21 protein-coding genes are annotated in these 22,143 nt (G+C 63.8%); 8 read left to right on the top strand and 13 right to left on the bottom strand.

The genetic code is table 11. The features are described from left to right. Nucleotides 1-24: 24 nt before the first annotated feature. Nucleotides 25-807, bottom strand: coding sequence for a 3'-5' exonuclease (locus CWE17_RS06140; protein WP_131455601.1), 783 nt, complete (start codon nucleotides 805-807; stop codon nucleotides 25-27). Nucleotides 808-885: 78 nt separating this feature from the next. Here CWE17_RS06140 and CWE17_RS06145 point away from each other — a divergent pair, with 78 nt between their 5' ends. Next, on the top strand, nucleotides 886-1,347 hold the full coding sequence (locus tag CWE17_RS06145) for a peroxiredoxin (protein ID WP_131455473.1): 462 nt from the start codon (nucleotides 886-888) through the stop codon (nucleotides 1,345-1,347). Then, nucleotides 1,344-2,078, top strand: a complete 735-nt coding sequence (locus CWE17_RS06150) for a DUF1350 family protein (protein ID WP_131455474.1) — start codon at nucleotides 1,344-1,346, stop codon at nucleotides 2,076-2,078. The genes CWE17_RS06145 and CWE17_RS06150 overlap by 4 nt, the downstream gene beginning before the upstream one ends. An 18-nt stretch (nucleotides 2,079-2,096) precedes the next feature. On the opposite strand, the gene acs is transcribed toward CWE17_RS06150, so the two are convergent. Continuing rightward, nucleotides 2,097-4,073: an acetate--CoA ligase gene (acs, locus tag CWE17_RS06155; RefSeq protein ID WP_131455475.1), complete on the bottom strand. Its 1,977-nt coding sequence runs from the start codon at nucleotides 4,071-4,073 to the stop codon at nucleotides 2,097-2,099. 100 nt (nucleotides 4,074-4,173) lie between these two features. On the opposite strand from acs, the gene CWE17_RS06160 reads away from it, so the two are divergent. Next, the gene (locus CWE17_RS06160) at nucleotides 4,174-4,839 is read left to right on the top strand and encodes an HAD family phosphatase (protein WP_131455476.1); all 666 of its coding nucleotides are present in this window, start codon (nucleotides 4,174-4,176) and stop codon (nucleotides 4,837-4,839) included. Between the two features lie 4 nt (nucleotides 4,840-4,843). On the opposite strand, the gene sds is transcribed toward CWE17_RS06160, so the two are convergent. The 5 genes from sds to CWE17_RS06185 all read right to left on the bottom strand — a co-directional run bounded on the left by sds (nucleotide 4,844) and on the right by CWE17_RS06185 (nucleotide 9,357). Then, entirely contained in the window at nucleotides 4,844-5,815 is a 972-nt protein-coding gene (gene sds / locus CWE17_RS06165) for a solanesyl diphosphate synthase (RefSeq protein WP_131455477.1), read from the bottom strand. Nucleotides 5,816-5,837: 22 nt separating this feature from the next. After that, complete coding sequence (murI, locus tag CWE17_RS06170; RefSeq protein WP_131455478.1) at nucleotides 5,838-6,644, bottom strand: glutamate racemase; 807 nt, start codon at nucleotides 6,642-6,644, stop codon at nucleotides 5,838-5,840. Next, nucleotides 6,641-7,732, bottom strand: a complete 1,092-nt coding sequence (locus tag CWE17_RS06175; RefSeq protein WP_131455479.1) for an N-acetylmuramoyl-L-alanine amidase — start codon at nucleotides 7,730-7,732, stop codon at nucleotides 6,641-6,643. The genes murI and CWE17_RS06175 overlap by 4 nt, the downstream gene beginning before the upstream one ends. Before the next feature lie 4 nt (nucleotides 7,733-7,736). Then, nucleotides 7,737-8,558 (bottom strand): carbon-nitrogen hydrolase family protein, encoded by an 822-nt coding sequence (locus CWE17_RS06180; protein WP_131455480.1) that lies wholly within the window; start codon nucleotides 8,556-8,558, stop codon nucleotides 7,737-7,739. A 67-nt stretch (nucleotides 8,559-8,625) separates the two neighbouring features. Continuing rightward, nucleotides 8,626-9,357, bottom strand: coding sequence for a 2-phosphosulfolactate phosphatase family protein (locus CWE17_RS06185; protein ID WP_131455602.1), 732 nt, complete (start codon nucleotides 9,355-9,357; stop codon nucleotides 8,626-8,628). A 64-nt stretch (nucleotides 9,358-9,421) separates the two neighbouring features. Between CWE17_RS06185 and CWE17_RS06190 the strand changes: the two genes are divergently transcribed. From CWE17_RS06190 to CWE17_RS06210, 5 genes are all read left to right on the top strand, one after another. Beyond that, on the top strand, nucleotides 9,422-11,002 hold the full coding sequence (locus CWE17_RS06190) for a UbiD family decarboxylase (protein ID WP_131455603.1): 1,581 nt from the start codon (nucleotides 9,422-9,424) through the stop codon (nucleotides 11,000-11,002). A gap of 6 nt (nucleotides 11,003-11,008) precedes the next feature. Further along, nucleotides 11,009-12,328 carry a 3-phosphoshikimate 1-carboxyvinyltransferase gene (aroA, locus tag CWE17_RS06195; RefSeq protein WP_131455481.1) on the top strand — a complete coding sequence of 440 codons (1,320 nt, stop codon included), beginning with the start codon at nucleotides 11,009-11,011 and terminating at the stop codon, nucleotides 12,326-12,328. Continuing rightward, nucleotides 12,309-13,271: a tRNA (5-methylaminomethyl-2-thiouridine)(34)-methyltransferase MnmD gene (locus CWE17_RS06200; RefSeq protein WP_131455482.1), complete on the top strand. Its 963-nt coding sequence runs from the start codon at nucleotides 12,309-12,311 to the stop codon at nucleotides 13,269-13,271. Before aroA ends, CWE17_RS06200 begins: the two co-directional genes overlap by 20 nt. Before the next feature lie 62 nt (nucleotides 13,272-13,333). Then, nucleotides 13,334-14,677 carry a bifunctional UDP-N-acetylglucosamine diphosphorylase/glucosamine-1-phosphate N-acetyltransferase GlmU gene (gene glmU, locus CWE17_RS06205; protein WP_131455483.1) on the top strand — a complete coding sequence of 448 codons (1,344 nt, stop codon included), beginning with the start codon at nucleotides 13,334-13,336 and terminating at the stop codon, nucleotides 14,675-14,677. A gap of 79 nt (nucleotides 14,678-14,756) precedes the next feature. Then, nucleotides 14,757-14,951, top strand: a complete 195-nt coding sequence (locus CWE17_RS06210; RefSeq protein WP_131455484.1) for a hypothetical protein — start codon at nucleotides 14,757-14,759, stop codon at nucleotides 14,949-14,951. Nucleotides 14,952-14,957: 6 nt separating this feature from the next. On the opposite strand, the gene murF is transcribed toward CWE17_RS06210, so the two are convergent. The 6 genes from murF to menD form a co-directional block, all read right to left on the bottom strand. Next, entirely contained in the window at nucleotides 14,958-16,313 is a 1,356-nt protein-coding gene (gene murF, locus CWE17_RS06215) for a UDP-N-acetylmuramoyl-tripeptide--D-alanyl-D-alanine ligase (RefSeq protein ID WP_131455604.1), read from the bottom strand. Between the two features lie 23 nt (nucleotides 16,314-16,336). Continuing rightward, nucleotides 16,337-17,110, bottom strand: coding sequence for a hypothetical protein (locus tag CWE17_RS06220; protein ID WP_131455485.1), 774 nt, complete (start codon nucleotides 17,108-17,110; stop codon nucleotides 16,337-16,339). Nucleotides 17,111-17,116: 6 nt separating this feature from the next. Then, a complete protein-coding gene (gene glgA, locus CWE17_RS06225) occupies nucleotides 17,117-18,667 on the bottom strand; it encodes a glycogen synthase GlgA (protein WP_131455486.1) in 1,551 nt (516 codons plus the stop codon). Nucleotides 18,668-18,741: 74 nt separating this feature from the next. Then, the gene (locus CWE17_RS06230) at nucleotides 18,742-19,323 is read right to left on the bottom strand and encodes a L,D-transpeptidase (protein WP_240789290.1); all 582 of its coding nucleotides are present in this window, start codon (nucleotides 19,321-19,323) and stop codon (nucleotides 18,742-18,744) included. A gap of 122 nt (nucleotides 19,324-19,445) precedes the next feature. Further along, entirely contained in the window at nucleotides 19,446-20,333 is an 888-nt protein-coding gene (gene menB / locus CWE17_RS06235) for a 1,4-dihydroxy-2-naphthoyl-CoA synthase (RefSeq protein ID WP_131455487.1), read from the bottom strand. Nucleotides 20,334-20,363: 30 nt separating this feature from the next. Continuing rightward, nucleotides 20,364-22,142 carry a 2-succinyl-5-enolpyruvyl-6-hydroxy-3-cyclohexene-1-carboxylic-acid synthase gene (gene menD / locus CWE17_RS06240; RefSeq protein WP_240789276.1) on the bottom strand — a complete coding sequence of 593 codons (1,779 nt, stop codon included), beginning with the start codon at nucleotides 22,140-22,142 and terminating at the stop codon, nucleotides 20,364-20,366. Nucleotide 22,143: the final 1 nt, after the last annotated feature.

Here is a 22,143-nt window from a genome sequence, read left to right on the forward strand (position 1 = left end):
ATCCTTGGTCGATGCGCACCCCGATCACGAGGCGAGCGGTTCGTCCCGATCAAGAGCGATGACAGGGAACTCGAGATCCTGAGCCTCACGGGCACTGAGGCGACGGGTCCAGGCGCCTTGCACGGGATCATTCCAACGAAAACCCGCTGAGCGAGCGAGATGGCGCTCGTCGTAAGAGACCTGAGCGCGCATCAACACCCGCGGTTCCATCCCCCACTCAAGCAACTGCTCGAGATCCTGCCGTCGTCGGAACACCTCCGCGATGTACACGCAATCAGCAAGAGCCCGATGCACCGCCCACACCGGAACCCCATGGGCCAAGGCCAGATCTCGAACGGAGGGTCTTGAGCGCAGTTGCAGTTCAGCTGGCCAACGGATGTCTTCCATGGTGCACAACCAGGGAGCTCGTGCCTCTGGCAGGCGCCCCTGCCCAAACCATTGCCGATCGAAAGCCGCATGGTGGGCCACCAGCAGATCCGCCGCATCCATCAAGGCCTGCAGATAACGAAGCCCCTCCTTCCAGGGCTGGTGCCGGCGGGTGGCACTGGCAGGAATGTGGTTGATCGCTTCTGCCGCGTTGCTCTCCACGGGCAGCAGAAACGACTGCTGCACCAGCACCTCACGCTCCGGGACAGAAAACAGAATCGCTCCCACCTCAAGGCACTGATGCTCCTGAGGATCCAGCCCCGAGGTCTCCGTGTCGAGAATCAGCAGGGTCTCCGGTGCACTGGTCTTGGTGGTGACAATCGAAGGCTCCACAGGTGTGGAGAGCAGGTTCAACTGAGCTGATGAGGCCTCATCTGCCATGGGTTCCGTCGAGCTACCGCCATTCTCCAGCGACTGAGCCAGTGCCACTAGGGTGCAGCTCGCTTCGATGTGGGATTCATGGCCCTGGCTGTCGGTGATCAAGCCCCAGAGATCCGCCTGGACGATCAGAACGGCGTCTCGCGCAGCAACAGCGAGCTTGGCGGCCGCATCCTGGTGCTCTTTTTTTATCCCAAAGACGACACACCGGGCTGCACAGCCGAGGCCTGCGGATTTCGTGACAGCTTCGAAGAATTGCAAGCTCTCGGCGCCGAGATCTGGGGCGTGAGTGGCGATGACGCCGTCAGTCACCGACGCTTCAGTGAACGCCATGGGCTTCAGTTTCCCCTGCTGAGCGACAGCGATCAGCGGCTACGACGGGCCTTCGGGGTTCCCAAAACCCTTGGGCTGCTACCCGCCCGCGTGACCTATGTGATCGATGCGTCCGGAACGATCCGCCACATCTTCAACAACCTGCTGGATGGTCCTGCCCACGTGCGCGAGGCCAGCCGCATCGTGAAGGAGCTGCAGAACGCTGCATGAGCCGCTGGCGAAGGCTGGGCGACAGCTGGTGTCTCTGGCCAGCGCAACCGAAGGCCCTGGTTGAGTTCATCGGCGGGAGCTACCTGGCTGCCACTCCCCAACTGAGCTATCGACGCCTCCTTGAAGGGTTGGCAGCTCAGGGGTTGGCGGTGCACGCCTGGAGTTATGTGCCCGGATTCGACCATCAGCTTCAGGCCAGGCAGGCCTGGGATGGATTCCGCAGCAGCCGTGCCTTATTGCGTCAGCGGATTGAAGACCTTCCGCCCAGCCTGCGCCTTGGACACAGTCTCGGTTGCAAGTTGCACCTTCTGGCTCCGGACGGAGGGCGCAACAGCGCGGGCCTGATCTCCCTGAGCTTCAACAACTTTTCAGCCGACCGCTCCATTCCCCTGCTCTCCACCCTGGCCCCCAGTCTTGGGGTGACCACGGAATTCAGTCCAGGCCCCGAGGAAACGCTGCGACTCGTGGAGCGCTATTACCACTGCCCCAGGAATCTGGTGGTGCGCTTTGGTGAGGACAGCCTCGATCAAAGCCACGCGCTCTTCGACAGCCTGCGCAGCCGCAGCTGCGACCAAAGCGAATGGCTGCAGCTGGCCGGAGATCACCTCACGCCAGCCAGCGCCGGACTGCGCCAGGGACTGCTGGGTGACTGGGCTGATGACCCTGGCCGCAGCCGCCGGATCCAGACCTTGATCGACGCGATCCTTCGATGGCAAAGCGGGCTGGTCTGATCCCAGACCGCTTTGCGATCAGGCCCGCAAGCGATCGAGAACCGAGCGATCCTCCAGGGTGCTGGTGTCACCACTGACCTCCTGGCCGGCAGCCAGGGCCCGCAGGATTCGCCGCATGATCTTGCCGCTGCGGGTCTTGGGGAGCGCATCACTGCAACGGATCTCATCCGGGCGCGCAATCGGGCCAATCTCCTGACCTACGTGAGAGCGCAATTCCGCCACCAGGGCCTCGGTGGCCTCCCGGCCAGCCTCCAGGGTCACGAAGGCCACGATGCCCTCACCTTTGAGGTCATCGGGGCGGCCAACCACAGCAGCCTCAGCTACCGCAGGATGGCTCACAAGGGCGGATTCGATCTCCATCGTTCCAAGCCGATGACCGGACACATTGATCACGTCATCCACGCGACCCATCACCCAGAAGTAGCCATCGGCGTCCCTCCGGGCGCCATCCCCTGCGAAGTAGATGTATTGGCCATCGGCGGGACGGATGTGTTCCCAGTAGCTCTCTCGGAAGCGCTGAGGATTGCCATGCACCGTGCGCATCATTCCTGGCCAGGGGCGACGGACCACCAAATAGCCCCCTTCATCGGCCGCCACACTGTTGCCGTCCCCATCCACCACATCCGCTTGAATGCCCGGCAGCGGCAAGGTGGCAGAACCTGGCTTGGTCGGTGTGGCACCGGGCAGGGGGCTGATCATGACCCCACCTGTCTCGGTCTGCCACCAGGTGTCGACGATCGGGCAACGGTTACCGCCGATCACATCGCGATACCACATCCAGGCCTCGGGGTTGATCGGTTCACCAACGGTTCCCAGCAGGCGCAGGCTGCTCATGTCGTATTGATCAGGCACATCACGACCGCTCTTCATAAAGGCACGGATCGCTGTGGGGGCGGTGTAAAAGATGGTGACCCGATGCTTCTGGATCACCTCCCAGAAGGCACCGGGTTTGCTCGGGCGCGGTGCACCCTCGTACATGACGGTGGTGGCGCCGTTGGAGAGCGGACCGTAAACGATGTAGCTGTGACCAGTGATCCAGCCCACGTCAGCGGTGCACCAATAGACGTCGTTCTCTTGGATGTCAAAGATCCACTGAAAGGTGAGATGGGCCCAGAGGTTGTAGCCGGCTGTGGTGTGCACCACACCTTTGGGTTTCCCGGTCGAGCCTGAGGTGTAAAGAACAAACAGGCGATCCTCACTCGCCATTGGCGCAGCGGGGCAGTCGGTCGACTGGGCATCCACCAGATCGTGCCACCACTGATCACGGCCCTCGACCATCTCCACGGGCTGCTTGGTGCGTTGCACCACCAGAACACCGGTCACGGAGGGGCACGCCCCATCCGCAAGGGCGGCATCCACTGCAAGCTTCAACGACACCGGCTTGTCCTTGCGGAACCCGCCATCGGCGGTGATCACCGCCTTGGCTTCGCCATCGATCAAACGATCACGCAGGGCCTCAGCGGAAAAACCGCCAAACACCACTGAGTGGGGAGCACCGATGCGGGCACAGGCGAGCATGGCGATCGCCGCCTCAGGAACCATCGGCATATAGAGAGCCACCAGATCTCCCTTGCCGATGCCCATGGCCTTCAGGGCATTAGCCGCTTGACACACCTCGGCATGGAGCTCGCGGTAGCTGAAGCGCCGCACATCGCCTGGCTCCCCCTCCCAGATCAGGGCCGTCTTCTCGGCACGAGGGCCATCGAGATGGCGGTCCAGACAGTTGAAGGACAGATTGGTGGTGCCCCCTTCAAACCAGCGGGCGAACGGTGCATCACTCCAATCGAGGACGCTGCGGAACGGTTCGAACCAGTGCAACTCCCGACGGGCGGCATCGCCCCAGAAGCCGTCGGGATCGGCCGCAGCCGCCTCAGCCATCGCCCGGTAGGCCTCCAGGCTGCCGATGCGGGCCTGGGCTGCAACGGTCGCAGGCGGTTCAAAAACGCGCTGCTCCTGGAGCACCGATTCGATCGTGGTGGAGGGATCGGAAACCATCAGTGAAGGTGGACCAGTCAATGGGCGCATTCAAGCCAGTCACGGCCACCCGTCAGGGCAGGGTGACACGCTTGTTCAAACGCCTACGCCCTCACCGGCCATGTCCGCTCCTGCAGCCTGCCTGTTTGACCTGGATGGACTGCTCCTTGACACCGAGCCTTTGCATGGGAAGGCCTGGGCCGCCGCGGCCAAGCATTTCGGCTCAGAGCTGAGTGAAACACAGCTCAAGCAGCTCCGGGGCCGTCGGCGCCAGGACTGTGCCGAACAGGTGATCCGCTGGTTGGAGAGATCGATCACTCCTGAGGACCTCCTGGCAGTGCAACAGCCGTTCGCCCGTCGATTGCTGGCCGGAGCGCCAGCCATGCCTGGGGCAGAAGCGTTGCTGCGCACCTGCTGGCGCCTGGACATTGCCATGGCTCTCGTCACCAGCAGCGCCGAGGAAGCTGTGCGGCGCAAATGCGAACCCCATCCCTGGCTCACCCTGATCGAGACCAGGGTGCTGGGCGATGACCCAGATCTTCGTCAGGGAAAACCGGCTGCAGATCCCTTTCTGCTGGCAGCCGACAGGTTGGGAGTGGACGTCCGTGCCTGCTGGGCCCTGGAGGACTCCTTGGCGGGATCAAGGGCTGCGCTAGCAGCCGGGTGCCGACTCTGGCTACTGGATGCCGATAACAGCGGTATTGATTCGGCTCAGCTACCCCAAGGAACCTGGCAAAAAATCCTCCACCTCAACGAGGTTGAGCATGCTCTCATCGGCGCGACCTGACGCGTCAGTACAAACGGCCGAGCACAAACTCAGGGAGTTCAATCAGAGCCCGCCTGGATGGAGACTCGGGCAGCCAGGCCAGGGCTTCCCTCGCCTCGCGGGCAAAGGTTTCAGCGAGTTCACGGCTGCGGGGAATCGCCCGGGAAGCGCGCACAAGCTCGAGAGCCTGAGCGAGATCCTCATCACCGCTGAATTCCCGTTCAATGAGTCCAGCCAGCTTCGGTTGCTCCTCAAGGGCATAGAGCGCTGGAGCGGTGAGGTACCCACTGGCGAGATCACTGGCAGCTGGCTTACCCAGTTGTTGGTCGCTACCCGTGAAATCAAGGATGTCGTCGACCACTTGGAAGGCGAGTCCGAGCTGGCGCCCATAGTGATAAAGAGAATCCAGATGCTCACTACTTTCGTTACTGAGCACCCCAGCGGCCTTGGCGCTGTTGGCAATCAGGGAAGCGGTCTTGCAGTAGCTCTTCTCGAGATACGTTGCAAAGGTCTGACCGGTGTCGTAACGGAACAGGCCCTGCTTCACCTCACCATCCGCGAGATCCATGATCACGCGGCTCAGCAGCTTCACCACCTCCAGATCATCGAGGTTGGCCAAGTGCCAACTGGCTTGGGCAAAAAGGAAATCACCGGCGAGCACAGCCACCCGATGATTGAAACGGCTATGGACTGTGGCCACTCCGCGACGGGTCGAAGCCTCATCGACGACATCGTCGTGGACAAGCGAGGCCGTATGGATCATTTCAGTGATCTCTGCCAGCCTGCGGTGTCGCGCCGTTAATTCACCGTTGGCAGAGAGTGCCCTTGAGATCAGGAGCACGATCCCCGGGCGTAAACGTTTTCCACCAGCGCTGAACAGATGTTCGGCTGCTGCCTGAAGGATCGGATGGCCAGCCCCGATCAGGCTGCGCAGATCGCTCAGGAGTGTCTCCAAATCCTGTTCAACCGGCTGCAGCAGCTCTGTGACGGTGGCCATGGATCCCCTCGGTGCGGCGATCCTAGGGGGAGCAGGCCTGGGGTCGCAGGTCCACCAGTTCCACCAGCGGGCGTTCGCCCAACCAGGGGGTGGCGCGGGTTGCAAAACCCTCCGGATCCGCCGTCACACACAGACGGGTGGTGGCGAGCGAGAGCGGAGGGGCATGGCCGTCCTCCACGGGGCTACCCAACAGTGCATCGAGCTGACGGGCCACCCCTTCAGCGGGATCAATCAGGCGGATCCCATCAGGCAGCAGGCTGCGCAGCAATGGTTCAAGGAGTGGGTAATGGGTGCAGCCCAGGATCACCGATTCAACCGATGCCTCCAGCAAAGGACTGAGATAACCCATCGCCAGCTCACGCAGCTCCGAACTACTGAGATCACCCGACTCGATCCTCGGCACGAAATCGGGGCAGGCCTGCTGCACAACCAGGGAACCTGGATGGAGCGCTTCGATGCTCTCGCGATAGGCGCCTGAAGCCACCGTCGCCGGGGTTGCGAGCACTCCAACCCGACTTTCCCGAACGAGGGCGGCAGCAGCACCGATCAAGCCCACCACCGGGACCCCGGCCTGGCCCTCAGCAACGTCGCGGGCTAGGGCATTGGTGGTGTTACAGGCCATCACCACCGTGGAGACGTCCTGATCCTTCAGCCAGGCGACCACCTCGGCCGCAATGGCCCTGATCTCAGAGGGGGCACGACTGCCGTAGGGCACCCGGGCCGTATCTCCGAGATACACAACGGGCACCGAACCATGACGGCGCAGCACGCTCCGAAGCACGGTGAGCCCACCGACGCCGCTGTCAAACAGGCCAAGGCAGATGCTCACCGGGCCTCCTGGAGATACTCGAGGATGCCGGTGGCAATGGCGAGGGCAAGGCGGCGGCGATGATCTGCCATCGCCAAGCGGGGGGCATCGAGCCTGCCGGTGACAAACCCGGTCTCCACCAGCACCGAGGGCATGGTGGTGCGTCGGATCACAAAGAAGCGCCCCTGCCGCACTCCCCGATCGGGACTGCCGGGGGAGACGTTGAGCACCTGACGTTGAATGCGCGCTGCCAGCCGGGCTGAACGGGGATCCGAAAAGTAAAAGGTCTCGATGCCATTGACCTCCGGGCGAGACATGCTGATCGCATTGGCATGGATGCTGACGAACGCCGTGGCACCGACGCGGTTGGCGCGTGCCACCCGGGGGGGGAGGTCCACGTCAACGTCCGCCGTGCGCGTCATGGTCACCTGCACACCTTTGGCCTCCAGCAGCTGGGCGACCTGGAACGAGATGTCGAGCACCACATCGGTCTCGCGCAAACCAGCAATGCCGACCGCTCCTGGATCAGGCCCGCCATGCCCGGGATCAATCACCACGTGGTAACGACCACGGGGAACATCCGGCAGACCCGCGGCATTGATCGGTGTCCGGGTCGGTGTGATCTGCACCCCCGACGACCAACCACCGGAACGGGCCGTGAGGTCGCCCTCACCGATGGCACGCAAGCCCCTGGTCGGCATCCCCTCAAAGACAAGCTTCCAGCGGTCGGCGGCCGTGCCCACCAGCTTGAGGCGAGCAGGGTCAAGCTCTACACCAGGCTGAAACTCCAGCACCAAGCGCGTGCTGCCGGGCGTGGGCTTGCCGAGGCGGATCTCCCGAAGCGCCCCACTGCCACGAACGCTCCTTGAACGGCTCAGCTCCCCAGGAAAATCAATCCAGACCCGCGGTCCCTGACGACGGTCACCAGCCTCAAAGAAGGCTTCAAGCCTTGCACCGGTGGCCGTGCGCAGCTCAAGCACTCCATTGTCAGTGAACGACCAGGCCGCCAGGGCGCTGGCCGCTCTGGCCGGCAACGAGGCCAAAGCGGCAGGGAGCTGCAGCAGCGCCAGCGCCAGCAGGGCCAGGGGACGGGAACGGGCCGGGCGCATGGAATCAGAACAGGGCGGGCCGGCGATGCCGAAGGCTCGGCATTTGACCGCGAATGCGCTTCAGATGATCGGGATCGATGGGCGCGACCGCGGCACCGGGGAGCACACCCGCGTCAGCCAGCACCGTGCCCCAAGGATCAATCACCATGGCGTGGCCATGGGTCTGACGACGGCCTCCGTGCTGCCCTGTCTGGGCAGGTGCCAGCACGTAGGCGGTGTTCTCGATCGCCCGGGCCTGCAGCAGCACCTGCCAGTGATCCTTGCCGGTGAAGGCGGTGAAGGCAGCAGGGATCATCAACACCTCGGCTCCGTCGCCGACGAGATGGCGGTAGAGCTCAGGGAACCGCACATCGTAGCAAATGGACACCCCCACCCGGCAGAGGCCTGGAATGCTGACCACTGGTGGATGGGTGCTTCCGGGACTGAAACTCGCCGATTCCCGATAGGTGCTGCCGTCAGGCAGATCCACATCAAACAGGTGGATCTTGTCGTAACTCGAAAGCAGCTGACCGTCACGGCCCACTAACTGAGCGCGCTGGTAGGTGTGCTGGCCATCGCCCACCGGCACGGGGAATCCACCCCCGAGGATCGCAACCTGGTAACGGCAGGCCATCGTGACCAGAAAGCGTTGGCATTGCTCAGCCAAGGCCGGCGCCAACTCGAGCCGACGGGCGTCGTCCCCCATGTAGGCGAAATTTTCAGGCAGGCCCACCAGCTCCGCCCCACGGCGGGCCGCCAGTTCGATCTGCTCCTCGGCGGCACTGAAGTTGCTCTCCGGATCAGAGCCGCTGGTCAGTTGCACAGCCGCCGCCAGAAAGTCGCTCACAGCAATCCCTGAAAGGGTCCGACTGTAAAGGGATCTGCCGCATCAGCAAGCCCGCAGAGAGTGCCGCTCAGACAGCTCGCAACACCCCTGGCTCCACCTGGGTCGGCACCACTCGGAGCCCATCGAGCCCTGCACAGCAGCGGAAATCGGCGTCATGGTTCCCCAGACCGATCAGACGCTGGCCATGGGTGGCCTTGCGAAGACAGGCCTCGGGATCCTGCTGCCATTGGTTCCAGAGAGCGAGCGCCGCCTCCATCTCATCGTTGGCGCTGGATCCACCTTGAGCAATCAGCAGGGACGCCAGCGCACCAGCGGCGAGGGAATCCTCCAGGGAATAAGACCCCTCCCAGCCGCTACCGACAATCCACATGGTCTCCAGGGGTTCCGCCAGCAGGCGATCCGCCACCGCTTGACGATTGGGAAGCGCTGCAGTGAACACGCGAGCAACATCGCGGACCCGCTGCAGGGAGCGGGTCCCATTCGTGGTGCTCATAAAAAGACGCTTGCCCTGCACCAGCTCAGGCACCACGGCTACCGGGGAGTTACCGAGATCAAAGCCCTCCAGTTTCTGGCCGCCCCGCTCACCCACCAGCAGACGTTCTCCCGCGGGCCAGGCTGCCGCTGCCCTGCGCAGCTCATCGAGATCGCTGAAGGTCTGCACCGCTTCAGCCCCGTTATGGAGCGCCCAGGCGATGGTGGTGGTGGCACGCAGCACATCGATCACGACAGCGGCATCAACCCTCGAGCTGTCCGGCCCCTCCGGCACATCGGCCGCAACGTGGAAGTAAGCGATCTGCATGGCCACGGAGATGGAGCGGGTGCGTCACAGTACCGGGATCGCCCGTTCCGTCACTGTCAGTTCCATGGCCCTGTTTCGCTCCGGACCGGCGACCCGTGATCTCAGGGGCTTTCTCGAGCTGCTGGAAAGCAAAGGACAACTGCGCCGGATCACGGCACCGGTGGATCCGGATCTGGAGCTCGCAGCGGTCGCCGATCGGGTGCTGGCCGCAGGGGGCCCCGCCCTGCTGTTCGAGAACGTGATCGGCAGCTCGATGCCGGTCGCGGTGAACCTGCTCGGAACCGTCGAGCGCGTGGTCTGGAGCATGGGTCTGGAACGGGCCGAACAGCTGGAAGACCTCGGGAGTCGCCTGGCTTTGCTCCAACAACCCCGCCCGCCCAAGGGACTGACGGAAACGAAGGCTTTTGCTCGGGTGTTTTGGGATCTGCTGAAGGCGGTGCCGGATCGGGACCTGACGCCGCCCTGCCATCAACAGGTCTTCGAAGGGGAGGCGATGACACTCGATGCGCTTCCCCTGATCCGGCCATGGCCCAGAGATGCCGGAGGGGTGATCACCCTGGGGCTGGTGATCACGAAGGATCCCGAGACCGGTGTTCCCAATGTCGGGGTCTACCGCCTTCAGAAGCAGTCCTTCAACACCATGACGGTGCACTGGCTGAGCGTGCGTGGGGGAGCCAGACACCTGCGCAAAGCAGCGGCCATGGGCAAGAAGCTTGAAGTCGCGGTGGCGATCGGCGTTCACCCCCTGCTGGTGATGGCAGCCGCAACTCCGATCCCGGTGCAGTTGAGCGAATGGTTGTTTGCCGGGCTCTATGCCGGCGAGGGGGTGCGTCTAACCCGCTGCAAAACCCTCGACCTCAAAGTACCCAGCCACAGCGAAATCGTTCTCGAGGGCACGATCACGCCTGGGGAAGTACTCCCCGATGGTCCCTTCGGAGATCACATGGGCTTCTACGGCGGAGTGGAGGACTCGCCGCTCGTGCGCTTCCACTGCATGACGCAACGGCGGAAGCCGATCATGCTGACCACCTTCAGCGGTAGGCCACCGAAGGAAGAAGCGATGCTCGCGATCGCCCTCAATCGGATCTACACACCGATCCTCCGTCAGCAGATTCCGGAGATCAAGGACTTCTTCCTTCCGATGGAGGCCCTCAGCTACAAGCTGGCTGTGATCTCCATCGACAAGGCCTATCCGGGTCAAGCCAAGCGCGCGGCCATGGCCTTCTGGAGCGCCTTGCCCCAGTTCACTTACACCAAATTCGTGGTGGTGGTGGACAGCCACATCAATGTGCGCGATCCCCGCCAGGTGGTCTGGGCGATTGCAGCCCAGGTGGATCCGCAGCGGGACCTTTTCGTTCTCGAGAACACGCCGTTCGACAGCCTCGATTTCGCCAGTGAGCAGCTAGGGCTTGGGGGACGACTGGCCATCGACGCCACCACCAAGATCGGTCCGGAGAAGAACCATCCCTGGGGCGAACCCCTCAGCCGGCCCGCCGACCTAGAGGCACGGGTGAGCAGCCGCATGGAGGAGCTGGGCTTGGGGGATCTCGACGATCAGAGCCCCGATCCGGCACTGTTCGGCTACGTCCTGGATGCATTGCTGCAGAACCGACCCATAGGATCGGCTGCATCCAAAGGCAGCTGACCGAACGTGTCCGGAACGACTGACTCTCCCCGTGACCTGAAGGCGGGCGGACGTCTGAGCGGACGGGTCACTGTGCCTGGAGACAAGTCGATTTCCCATCGGGCGTTGCTGTTCGGCGCCATCGCGGAGGGCACGACCACCATTGAGGGGTTGCTGCCGGCAGAAGATCCGATCAGCACGGCCGCCTGCCTGCGGGCAATGGGAGCGGAGATCAGCCCGATTGAGTCTGGGGCGGTGATCCAAGTGAAGGGCGTGGGCCTCGATGGGCTGGAGGAGCCCTCTGAAGTGCTCGACTGCGGCAACTCCGGCACCACCATGCGTCTCATGCTCGGCCTTCTGGCCGGACGCGAAGGGCGTCATTTCGTGCTGAGTGGAGATGCCTCTCTGAGAAGACGGCCGATGCAACGGGTCGGACAGCCCCTCGCCCTGATGGGCGCTGAAGTGCGCGGACGGGACGGCGGCAACTACGCACCACTGGCGGTGCAGGGCCGCAAGCTCCACGGAGCAGTGGTGGGCACACCTGTGGCCAGCGCCCAAGTGAAGTCGGCACTGCTGCTGGCGGCCCTCACCGCTTCAGGGCCAAGCACTGTGATCGAGCCAGCCCATTCCCGAGACCACAGTGAACGGATGCTGCGGGCTTTTGGGGCCGACCTTGAAGTGGGTGGCGAGATGGGACGGCACATCAGCGTCAGGCCCGGCGCCACTCTCACCGGTCAGCACGTTGTCGTGCCCGGTGACATCAGCTCAGCGGCGTTCTGGCTGGTGGCCGGAGCACTGATTCCAGGAGCTGAGATCACCATCGAAAACGTGGGTCTGAACCCCACCCGCACCGGTGTGCTCGACATTCTCGAGCAGATGGAGGCACGAATCGAAGTGCTGAACCAGCGGGATGTGGCCGGCGAGCCGGTGGGCGATCTGCGCGTGCATCACGGCCCCCTCAAAGCCTTCCAGTTCGGGGAAGAGATCATGCCCAGATTGGTGGATGAGGTCCCGATCCTTGCCGTGGCCGCCTGCTTCTGCGATGGCATCAGTCGCATCAGCGGCGCCTCCGAACTCCGCGTCAAAGAAACCGACCGACTGGCGGTGATGGCCCGTCAGCTCAAGGCGATGGGCGCCTCGATCGAAGAGCAGCCCGATGGCCTGATCATCCACGGAGGCCAGTCGCTGCGGGGGGCTGCCCTCGACAGCGAAACCGACCACAGGGTGGCCATGAGCCTGGCGGTGGCAGCGATGCTGGCGGATGGAGATTCCACGCTCGAACGGAGCGATGCAGCGGCCGTGAGCTATCCCACGTTCTGGAGCGACCTTGAGCGACTGCGCTGCTGAGGACTGCCCCCTCGGCCATCTGACAGCCCTGGAAACAGCGGATGGAAGCCTGAGTCTCCACAGTGATCATTTCCAGGAGGCCTTCCACAGCTCTGTGGGAGCTCTTGAGGAGGCGCGGGCAAAATTTGCCCAACCAGCTGAACTACAGCGCTTCCTTGCAGGATCGACACTGCGGGTGCTGGATGTCTGCGTTGGCCTCGGCTACAACAGCGCCGCCCTGATGTCGGAGCTGGAGGAGCGACAAGGGCCCATGGCGCCGGAAGAAGCACCTCGATTGGATTGGTGGGGGCTGGAGCTGGATCGTCGCCCCCTCGCCATGGCGTTGGCCCACGCACCATTCCTCAAGCTCTGGCCAGAACCTGTACGCCATCGTCTTGAGGCCCTGCAGAGGAACGGTGGCTGGCAAGACCGCACCAGTGCCGGAACAATCCTCTGGGGCGATGCGCGCCAAACCCTCAAGCAGTTGCCGTCGGGATCCGGCTTTGATCTGATCCTGCACGATGCCTTCTCCCCCAGCCGCTGCCCCGAGCTCTGGAGTGAGGAATTTCTCCGGGGTCTGGCGGAGCGCTTAGCTCCCGGAGGACGGCTGCTCACCTATTCGAGAGCAGCGGCTGTGCGAGGGAGCCTTTGCAGGGCAGGACTGGAGTTGCGCTCGCTGCTGCCGGCTCCAGGCCAACGCAAGGAGTGGAGCTCGGGCACCCTGGCCAGCCGCCCCAACCCCAGAGATCCGTTGCCGGACTACGGGCCCGGCTGGCAACCCCTGACCACCATGGAGCAAGAGCATCTACAAACCCGTGCGGCCATCCCCTATCGGGACCCAGGGGGGACGGATAGGGCCGCATCGATTCAGCAACGTCGACAGGATGAGCAGGGCCGCTGCACGCTGGAGAGCACGAGCCGTTGGCAGCGACGCTGGATCCATCGTGTTGCATCCATGGGCTGATCGGCCCTCGAGTCCCAAGCGACGGAGATCCCGGTAGATTCCGCCCGACTCGACCGTTGCGCATGCTCGCCGTTGCCGTTCTGGCCGCTGGAAAAGGCACCCGCATGAAAAGTGCCCTGCCCAAGGTGCTGCAGCCCCTGGCTGGGGCCACCCTGGTGGAGCGGGTCTTGGCCAGCGCTGGCAACCTGCAGCCGGAGCGCCGTCTGCTGATCGTTGGCCACCAAGCCGAGCGGGTCGAGCAGCAGCTCAGTCATCTCCATGGTCTGGAGTTTGTGCTGCAGCAACCCCAGAACGGCACAGGCCATGCCGTGCAGCAGCTGATGCCGGCCCTGGATGGATTCAGCGGAGAGCTGCTCGTGCTGAATGGAGATGTGCCTCTGCTGCGAGCGGAGACGATCGACCAGCTGGTGAGCCAGCACCGCCGCAGCGGCGCCGATGTCACACTCCTCACGGCCCGGCTTGCCGATCCCACCGGCTATGGAAGGGTGTTTGCCGATCCAGAAGGCCGAGTGAGCGAAATCATTGAGCATCGCGACTGCAACGAGGAACAGCGACAGAACGACTTAACCAACGCAGGCATCTACTGCTTCAACTGGAAGGCGTTGATGACGGTGCTGCCGCAGCTGAGCACCGACAACGACCAGGGGGAGCTCTATCTGACCGACACCGTGGCGATGCTCGATACAGCCATGCACCTCGAGGTGTCAGACCCCGACGAGGTGAACGGCATCAACAACCGCCAACAGCTGGCGCAATGTGAAGCGTTGCTGCAACAGCGCCTCCGCGACCATTGGATGGCGGAAGGGGTGACCTTCATCGATCCGGCCAGCTGCACCCTGAGCGAAGCCTGCAGCTTCGGCCAGGATGTCGTGATCGAACCCCAGACTCACCTGCGCGGCCGCTGCCAGATCGGGGACAACTGTCGGATCGGTCCCGGAAGCCTGCTCGAGGATGCCGAACTGGGCTGCGATGTGACCGTGCTCCAGTCCGTGGTTCGAGAGGCCAAGGTCGGCAATGGCGTCGCCATTGGCCCCTTCGCGCACCTACGACCATCTGCGGTCATCGGTGATCAGTGCAGGATCGGCAACTTTGTGGAGGTCAAGAAAAGCGAGCTGGGCTACGGCACCAAGGTGAATCACCTCAGTTACATCGGCGATGCCCAGCTAGGAACCAACGTCAATGTGGGCGCCGGCACCATCACCGCCAACTACGACGGTGTGAATAAACACCGCACCATCATTGGTGACGAAAGCAAGACAGGGGCCAATTCGGTGCTGGTGGCACCGGTCTCAATCGGCGCCAAGGTCACCATCGGTGCCGGCTCAACGATCACCAAGGATGTTCCCGATGGCGCCCTGGCCCTGGGGCGGGCCAAACAGCTCGTGAAGGAGAACTGGGCTGGTTAAACAGCAGAAACTCTTCAGCACTGACCCGATGGCGAAAAAGCCGTGACGTGTGAGCGTAAGGGCGCCCCGCGCTGCGGCAATGCCTCCCCAACAGCGATACACCGTGCGGTATCGGGACCGCAATAGCGCGTCAATCGAACGTTGCTACTACGCCCGTGATGTGCATGAAGCCAGGGTGTTGGCCATGGAGTCGATTCCTTACATCCGCAACCACCCAATGGCGATCGATCTGATTCGCCGAGAGACCAGCCATCCCTTCAATCGCGCGGCTTGAATCGACCTAGCCAGTCGGCAGCGTATCGAGGAGAGGCAGCAGTCGCTCCAAAGCCACCCCGCGGCTGGCTTTGAGCAGCAGCGTGTCACCGGGACGGAGCCAGTCCCGTAGTGGATTCATGGCGTCTTCCGGTGTGCTGACCCGAGCAAAGGCTGGCAAGGACAGTGCGATGGGTTCCATCGCCTCCGCTTCCACCCCATCGACCACCAGCACAAGACCATCAAGACCGAGTGCCACGGCTCGATCAGCCACCTGACGGTGAAGCTCCACACTGCGCTCACCCAGCTCGAGCATGGTGCCGAGCACCGCGAAGCGACGCCCGTTACTGCTCGCGAGTAGGTCGAGTGCAGCGAGAACGGCCTCAGGGGAAGCGTTGTAGGTCTCATCAAGCACGGTGATGCCACCCAGATGCAGGCGACGATTGCGTCCACCAGGCATGTCCACCTCCAAACGCTCCAGCTGCTGCAGATCCACCCCAAGCTCCTCAGCCACTGCCAGGGCGAGCAGAAGGTTACGGGCGTTGTGGCGACCCTCGAGTGGCAGCTGAACCCTGCGTCCGTTGCAAACCAGCAGACCGGCCGCCTCGTCGATTCGCCCCAGGCAATCGGGAGGATGGGCCTGCAGGTCCGGATCCCCCTCGAGTGCGACACGACGAACCCGGCCGCTCCAGCGGCTGGAAAGCGTCTGTTCCAGCAGCGGATCCCCGGCCGGGATCACCACCAGTCCATCGGCGACTAGGGCCTCGGTGATCTCACATTTGGCCGCCGCAATCGCCTCTCGACTGCCCAAACGACCGATATGGGCGGTGCCGATGTTGGTGATCACCGCGACCTGCGGCTCCGCGCAGCGGGAGAGCCGGGCGATTTCCCCAGGGCCACGCATGCCCATTTCAATCACTGCAGCACGGTGCTCCGGCCCAAGCCCCAAGAGCGTGAGGGGAACGCCGATGTCGTTGTTGTTGTTGCCAATACTGGCCTGGACAGCTCCAAGCGGTGCGAGCGCAGCACGAATCAGCTCGCGCGTGGTGGTTTTGCCCGCAGAGCCCGTCACCGCCACCACAGGACAGGCCAGCTGGCGACGATGGAGGCACGCCAGCTGCTGATAGGCATCCTGGGTATCGGCAACGGTCCAGTGGAGTAAGCCCTCCGGTATGGGGTGACGGGTGTCTTGGTTGACCACAGCCGCCTGGGCAGGGCAAACAGCTGCCTGAGAGAGGAAGCTGTGGCCATCAAAACGATCGCCGACCAGGGGCACGAAGAAGGCACCGGCCTGGAGCATGCGACTGTCGGTGCACACAGGCCCCAGGGGTTGCGCCAACTGCGCCGGGTCGACCAGACCTTGGGGAGCCCCCCAGATCTCCATCAATTGCCTGAGCTGCAGCACGGTCAGCGTCCCGATGACTCGAACAGGATCATGCCGCTGCCAACACGAGCTGTCCTGGCCAGAAGCCGCTGATCGGCCGCTTCGATGCGCAGCTCACTGAACCCCTCTGCTTCCAGTCGCTCCCACCAGTGATCAACGCACTGCTGACGTCTGGCTTCTGGGAGCACAGCCCACCCTTCAGACACCACCAACAGCACGCCATTGATCGAGGGCTGGGGGGTGGCGGCGGTGATCCATGCATCGTCATCACTCAGAAAGCGCAGCAGTGGGTCGATCGGAGGCGCAGGGGTCTGGAGAGGGGAGGACTGCTCGAGGGCCTGTTGCTCTGCCTGATCCACGAAGGGCTCGGGTGATGGCTCCGACGATGCCCCCGGCAATGGCGGCACGACTGAATCGCCCAGGGCCGAGGCTTCAGAGGCAGATTCCGAGATCGCCGGACCGGTTCTTCCATCAGCGGACAGCGGACTGGTGGTGAGATGCATCACCTCCTGGGAGGGTTCTGGTGACGGATCCCGCCTCAACTGCAGCACGATGCCACCTAGGAGCAAGAGAAGCAGCAGCAGACAGAGGGGCCAAAACAGGGGAGCAAGATCACGGGGCCAGAAGCCTGGGGTGGAGAGAGTCCCTTCAGCGTTACGACGCCACAGCTCCTGAAGCCGCAACCGCAGGTCGGCGACAACGGCTCGCAGATTCTCCAGCAGTGTCGACCAGGGATTGGCATAGGGGGCCGGCAGCGGCCCGGTCGAGGGCTGATCGCGACTGGAGGGATCCACCATCAATCGTCAGGAACGCTTCCTCCCCAGCAGTCTGGACAGGGGATTCCGGCGAGGACCATCGAGCGGAGCCCGACCGACTCCAGGGGCGGGAACGAACGGGTCTTGATCGGCATGGCTGCGGTTGGGATCGGCATCCTGGCCAAGGGAGAAGCTCTCGACGGCCGCCGCATCCGGGCTGGGCTCTTTGAGTCCGCAAACGTCGCGATACATCTGGTCGTAAGCGAGGGCGGAGCGATCCCAGCTGTAATCCTGTCGCATGCCGCGCAGCTGCAGCTCCCGCCAGCTGTCCCGATGGCGATAAGCCTCCCAGGCCCTCACCAGGGCTGTGTAGAAGTCAACCGGCTCGAAACGGTCGAAGCAGAAGCCAGTGCCGGTCTGATTGGCGGGATCGTGGGGCGGCACCGTGTCCACGAGACCACCAACCTTGCGGACCACTGGGACGCACCCGTAGCGCATGGCCATCAGCTGACTGATGCCACAGGGCTCAAAGCGACTTGGCATCAGGAAGGCATCGCTGCCTGCATAGATGAGACGGGAGAGGGCGTCGTCGTAGGTGAGGAAGACGGCAACCCGTCCGGGATGCCGTGAGGCAAGCTGCCAGAGACCGGACTCCAGGCCGCGATCACCGGTGCCCAGAACCACGATTTGGGTATCGGTGTACGCCAACAGACGATCGGCCACCTGAAGAAGCAGATCGACCCCCTTCTGATCGACCAAGCGGCTCACCATTCCAAGGAGGAAGGTGTCGGGATTCACAGTGAGTCCCATGCGCTCCTGCAGAACCCGCTTGTTCTCGGGACGACCGGACAGGTCGTCGGCGCTGAAGTGGGAGGGAAGCGCAGGATCCGTGGCGGGGTCCCAGGCCTCAAGATCGAGCCCATTCAGAATGCCGCGAAGCTTTCCGGAGATGTAATTGAGCAATCCGTCGAGCTTTTCGCCGTATTCGGCCGTACGGATTTCACAGGCGTAGGTGGGAGAGACGGCATTGACACGATCGGCATACAGCAGGGCTGCAGCCATGGTGTGGTCTCCCTGCATGTACCAGGGGCACCAGGTCATGCGATCGAGCTTCCAGCGCCAGGGGCCCTGGTACTTGAGGTTGTGGATGGTGAAGACCGTGCTGATCTCGGGGTCTTGATGCATCCAGACCGGAATCATGCCGGTATGCCAGTCATGGCAATGCAGCACCTGAGGCTTCCAGACGTTCCAAGCGAACTCTGAAGCTGCACTGGCAAAGAACGTGAACCGCCAGTCTTCATCCTCTCCGCCATAGATCCGCTCAGGATCGAACACGGGATGGCCGACCAGGTAGATCGTCATCCCATTGCTGGGGTGTCGCGTCTCGTAGACCGCAAATTCTGTGCCCATGGTCTGGGCGCGCCAGATGGGCTCGTCGCTAATGGCCAAGCGGCTCCAGAGCTTGCTGTAGCCAGGCATGATCAGGCGCACATCATGGCCGAGCTTGGCCAGGGCAGGTGGCAGAGAGCCGACCACGTCGCCCATGCCACCCACCTTCACCATCGGGGCGCACTCGGCAGCAGCAAAAAGAATGCGCATGGTCGGTGGAACCCCAAGAAGGCGCCGCGACTTTAAGGGGAATCACGCCGGGGAAACCGCCCGTGGCCAGAGCTTCAGGGAATCACGGTGACGGGCGTTCCCAGACGAACCAGTTTGAAGAGCTCCTGCACATTCTCCTCGTAAAGGCGAACACAACCGTGGGAGACGGCCCGGCCGACGGTCCAGCGATAAGGGGTGCCATGGAAACCGGCGACGGTGCAGCCATCGATATCGAGGTATTGCTCACCATCCCAGCCCGAACGCCCTTTGCAATCGCGATAGAAACCGATCCAGCGGGATCCGAGGGGATTGCGTTTCCCCTGACCGATGTTTTCGCCGGTGATCGGATGGGTCCAGACCGGCTCATGGATCTTCTGCAAGACCCGATGGCGACCGGCCGGTGTCTCCCAGCCTTCGGTGCCTACGGCGGCTGGGAAGCGATGGGTGAGCACTCCATCGCGCAGCACCATCAGTTGGCGGTGGGTGCGATCCAGCACCAACTGGAGACCCTTCGCATCCAGAAGATCAGGGGGGATGCGCTGCAGGGAGGCTTGCTCGGAGATCGGCTCGGCAAGCGGCGGAATCGGGTCAGCCGGACGTGCTGTCTCTCCTCCCTGGACCTGGGCACGGGCCAAGCAGGGAATGGTGCTGACCAAGGTCAGCGTCAGCGTGGCGGTGAGCAGCAGACGCGGGCGAAGACGCAACACGGTCGGAGCGAAAAAGGTCGAGAACGAAAGCGGTCGAGAACGAAAGCGGTGGAAGCGCTGCCCTTGTTTAGCTAAGGGAGCCAGGGGGAGGCAGAAAAGTCGGGGGATCGCTTGTCCAGGAAGGCATTACGGCCCTCCTGGCCCTCAGCCGTTCGATAGAAGAGATGGGTGGCCTGACCCGCCAGCTCCTGAATCCCAGCCATGCCATCCGTCTCGGCATTGAAGGCCGCCTTGAGGCAACGGATCGCCGTCGGGCTGTGCTGCATCACCTCCTGGGCCCAGCGAAGGCCCTCGGCCTCCAGTTGCTCCAGCGGCACCACAGCGTTCACCAGACCCATGGCCAGAGCCTGCTCAGCCCCGTACTGGCGGCACAGGAACCAGATCTCACGCGCCTTGCGCTGCCCCACCACCCGGGCCAGGAAGCCGGCACCGAAGCCGCCGTCAAAGCTGCCAACCCTTGGGCCGGTCTGGCCAAACACAGCATTATCAGCGGCCAAACTGAGGTCGCAGAGCAGGTGGAGCACCTGGCCACCGCCGATGGCATAGCCAGCCACCAGGGCAATCACCACCTTGGGCAGGCTGCGGATGATGCGCTGCAGGTCGAGCACGTTGAGGCGAGGCAGCCCCTCCTCGTCCAGGTAACCGCCATCCCCGCGAACGCTCTGATCTCCTCCGGCGCAGAAGGCATAGCCACCGTCTTCGGCGGGGCCAACTCCCGTGAACAACACCACCCCGATGTCACTGGCATCGCGGATCCGCGTGAAGGCATCACAGAGCTCCACCACCGTGCGGGGCCGGAAGGCGTTACGCCGGCGTGGACGATTGATCGCCACCCGGGCAATACCACCAGGACAGCGATCCAAAAGAATGTCTTGGTAGTTCCCCCAGGGCTCCCAGACCACGTTGGACTCCCCGTTGGACTCCCCGGGGAGCACGCGGCGGTGTTGGTGATCGGTCATGGCCTCGCCCCATCGGCAGCGCCATTGTGATCACCCACCCGGATCTTCCGTCTGAAGGGTTCTGCGCAACTCCTGCCGCAGGCGCGCATCCCCGTCCCTGTCGGTACAGACCCGCAACAGGGAAGGACGGGCCTGGGCCCAGCCCCAAGCCAATGCCTCGGGGAGATCCTCCAGGCAAGCCAGCTGCCGCACCGGATGGCCATGGGCGGCGGCAAGGGCCAGCGGATCAACGGCCTGGGGCATGGCGAAGAGCTGCTCCAAGGCCTCCTGGGGGGCCGTCGGCACAGGCAGTTGCTGAAAGATGCCACCACCGCCATTGTCGATCAGCAGCACCAGCAAGGGAGGACCATCGGCATCGGCTAGTAACCAGCCATTGCTGTCGTGTAACAGGGCGATGTCGCCGGTCAGCAAGAGGGTGCGCCCGCGGGCCCGGGCCAGGCCGAGCGCTAACGAGAGGGTGCCATCAATCCCTGAGGCACCACGAAAACTGAAGCAGCGGATCCCGGGACCGGCCGCAGGGGCGAAAGCCTGCCAGTCGCGCACGGGGCTGCTGGCGGCGAGCATCACCGTGCAGGGATCAGGCAACAGCGGGGGAAGCGCCTGCATCAAAGCGGGCTCCGTGATCGCTCCCTGCTGCGGCAACAAGCGCTCCAGGGAACGGCGAGCCTGCTGATCACGCTGCTGCCACAGGCGACATAGAGCGAGGCCAGCCGGTTCCGCACCCGTAGAGCCGGATGCGCACTGATCCTGTTGCTGCTTCCACCAGGTGGCCAGACCTGTCGACCACTGGGAGGCCTTGCGGAGGGGATCCAGCCCGCGCTGATCGCCTTCGCTGACCAGCACCTGGGCACCATCGAATGCCTGCAACCAGCGCTCAAGCCGGCGGCTGGCCGGCATCGGCCCCAGGCGCAGCACCTGCAGATCGGCCGCGGAGAGCTCCGCTGGCCAAGACAGACCGTCGGGGAGCAAGACATCCCAAGCGCGAATCTGCCCGGGCAGCTCGGCGGGAACGGCGGCTAGGGGGTCCACCAGCACCGGCCAGCCACTGCGCTCCTGCCAGGCGAGCAGGGCCTGTTCGTGGGCAGCCCGCAAAAACGGACGACCTCGCCAGGGGCCGGCGATCACCAGGCCAGGACGGTCGGGATCCAGGGCGAAACGCGCCTCCCAGGGGTCTGCCTCCATGGGCTCCTGCAGGCAGCCTGCCTCGCCATCGCTTGTCGGGGCAGACCATCCGCTCCAGAAGTGCTCCTGCTTTTCCACAGAGGGATGGAGGGGTTCCTCGAAGGGGAGATTGAGGTGAACCGGGCCAGGCCAGTGGTGGGCCTCACGCCAGGCCTGAGCAGCTAGATCATGGATGGCGAGTGGGAGCATGCGATCAAGACCGGCCAGATCGGCACTGCCACTCCAGCGACACACTGGAACCAGAAACGCCTCTTGGTTCACCGTCTGGTTGGCACCGCAGTGCTTGAGACGCAGGGGCCGATCGGCAGTGAGGAAGAGCAGTGGTAAACAGGAACGATCGGCCTCCACGGCCGCCGGCAGCAGGTTGGCCACGGCGGTACCCGAGGTGGTGATCACGGCGCTGGCACGGCCGCTCGAGGCCGCGAGCCCGAGCGCATGAAAGGCAGCGGAGCGCTCATCGATGGCGGTGATGAGTCGGAGCAGACCTGCCCGCTGGAGCCCCCCGGCGGCATGGGCCAACGGGCCACTGCGACTCCCGGGGCAGAGCACCACATCGGAGAGCCCATGGCAGATCAGGCCCTCGAGAAGCGCCACAGCGGCCTGCAGGTTGGCGAGTGGGCGCGGCAAA

The sequence above is a fragment of the Synechococcus sp. BS56D genome, assembly GCF_004332405.1.
Classification (GTDB): Bacteria; Cyanobacteriota; Cyanobacteriia; order PCC-6307; family Cyanobiaceae; genus Synechococcus_C.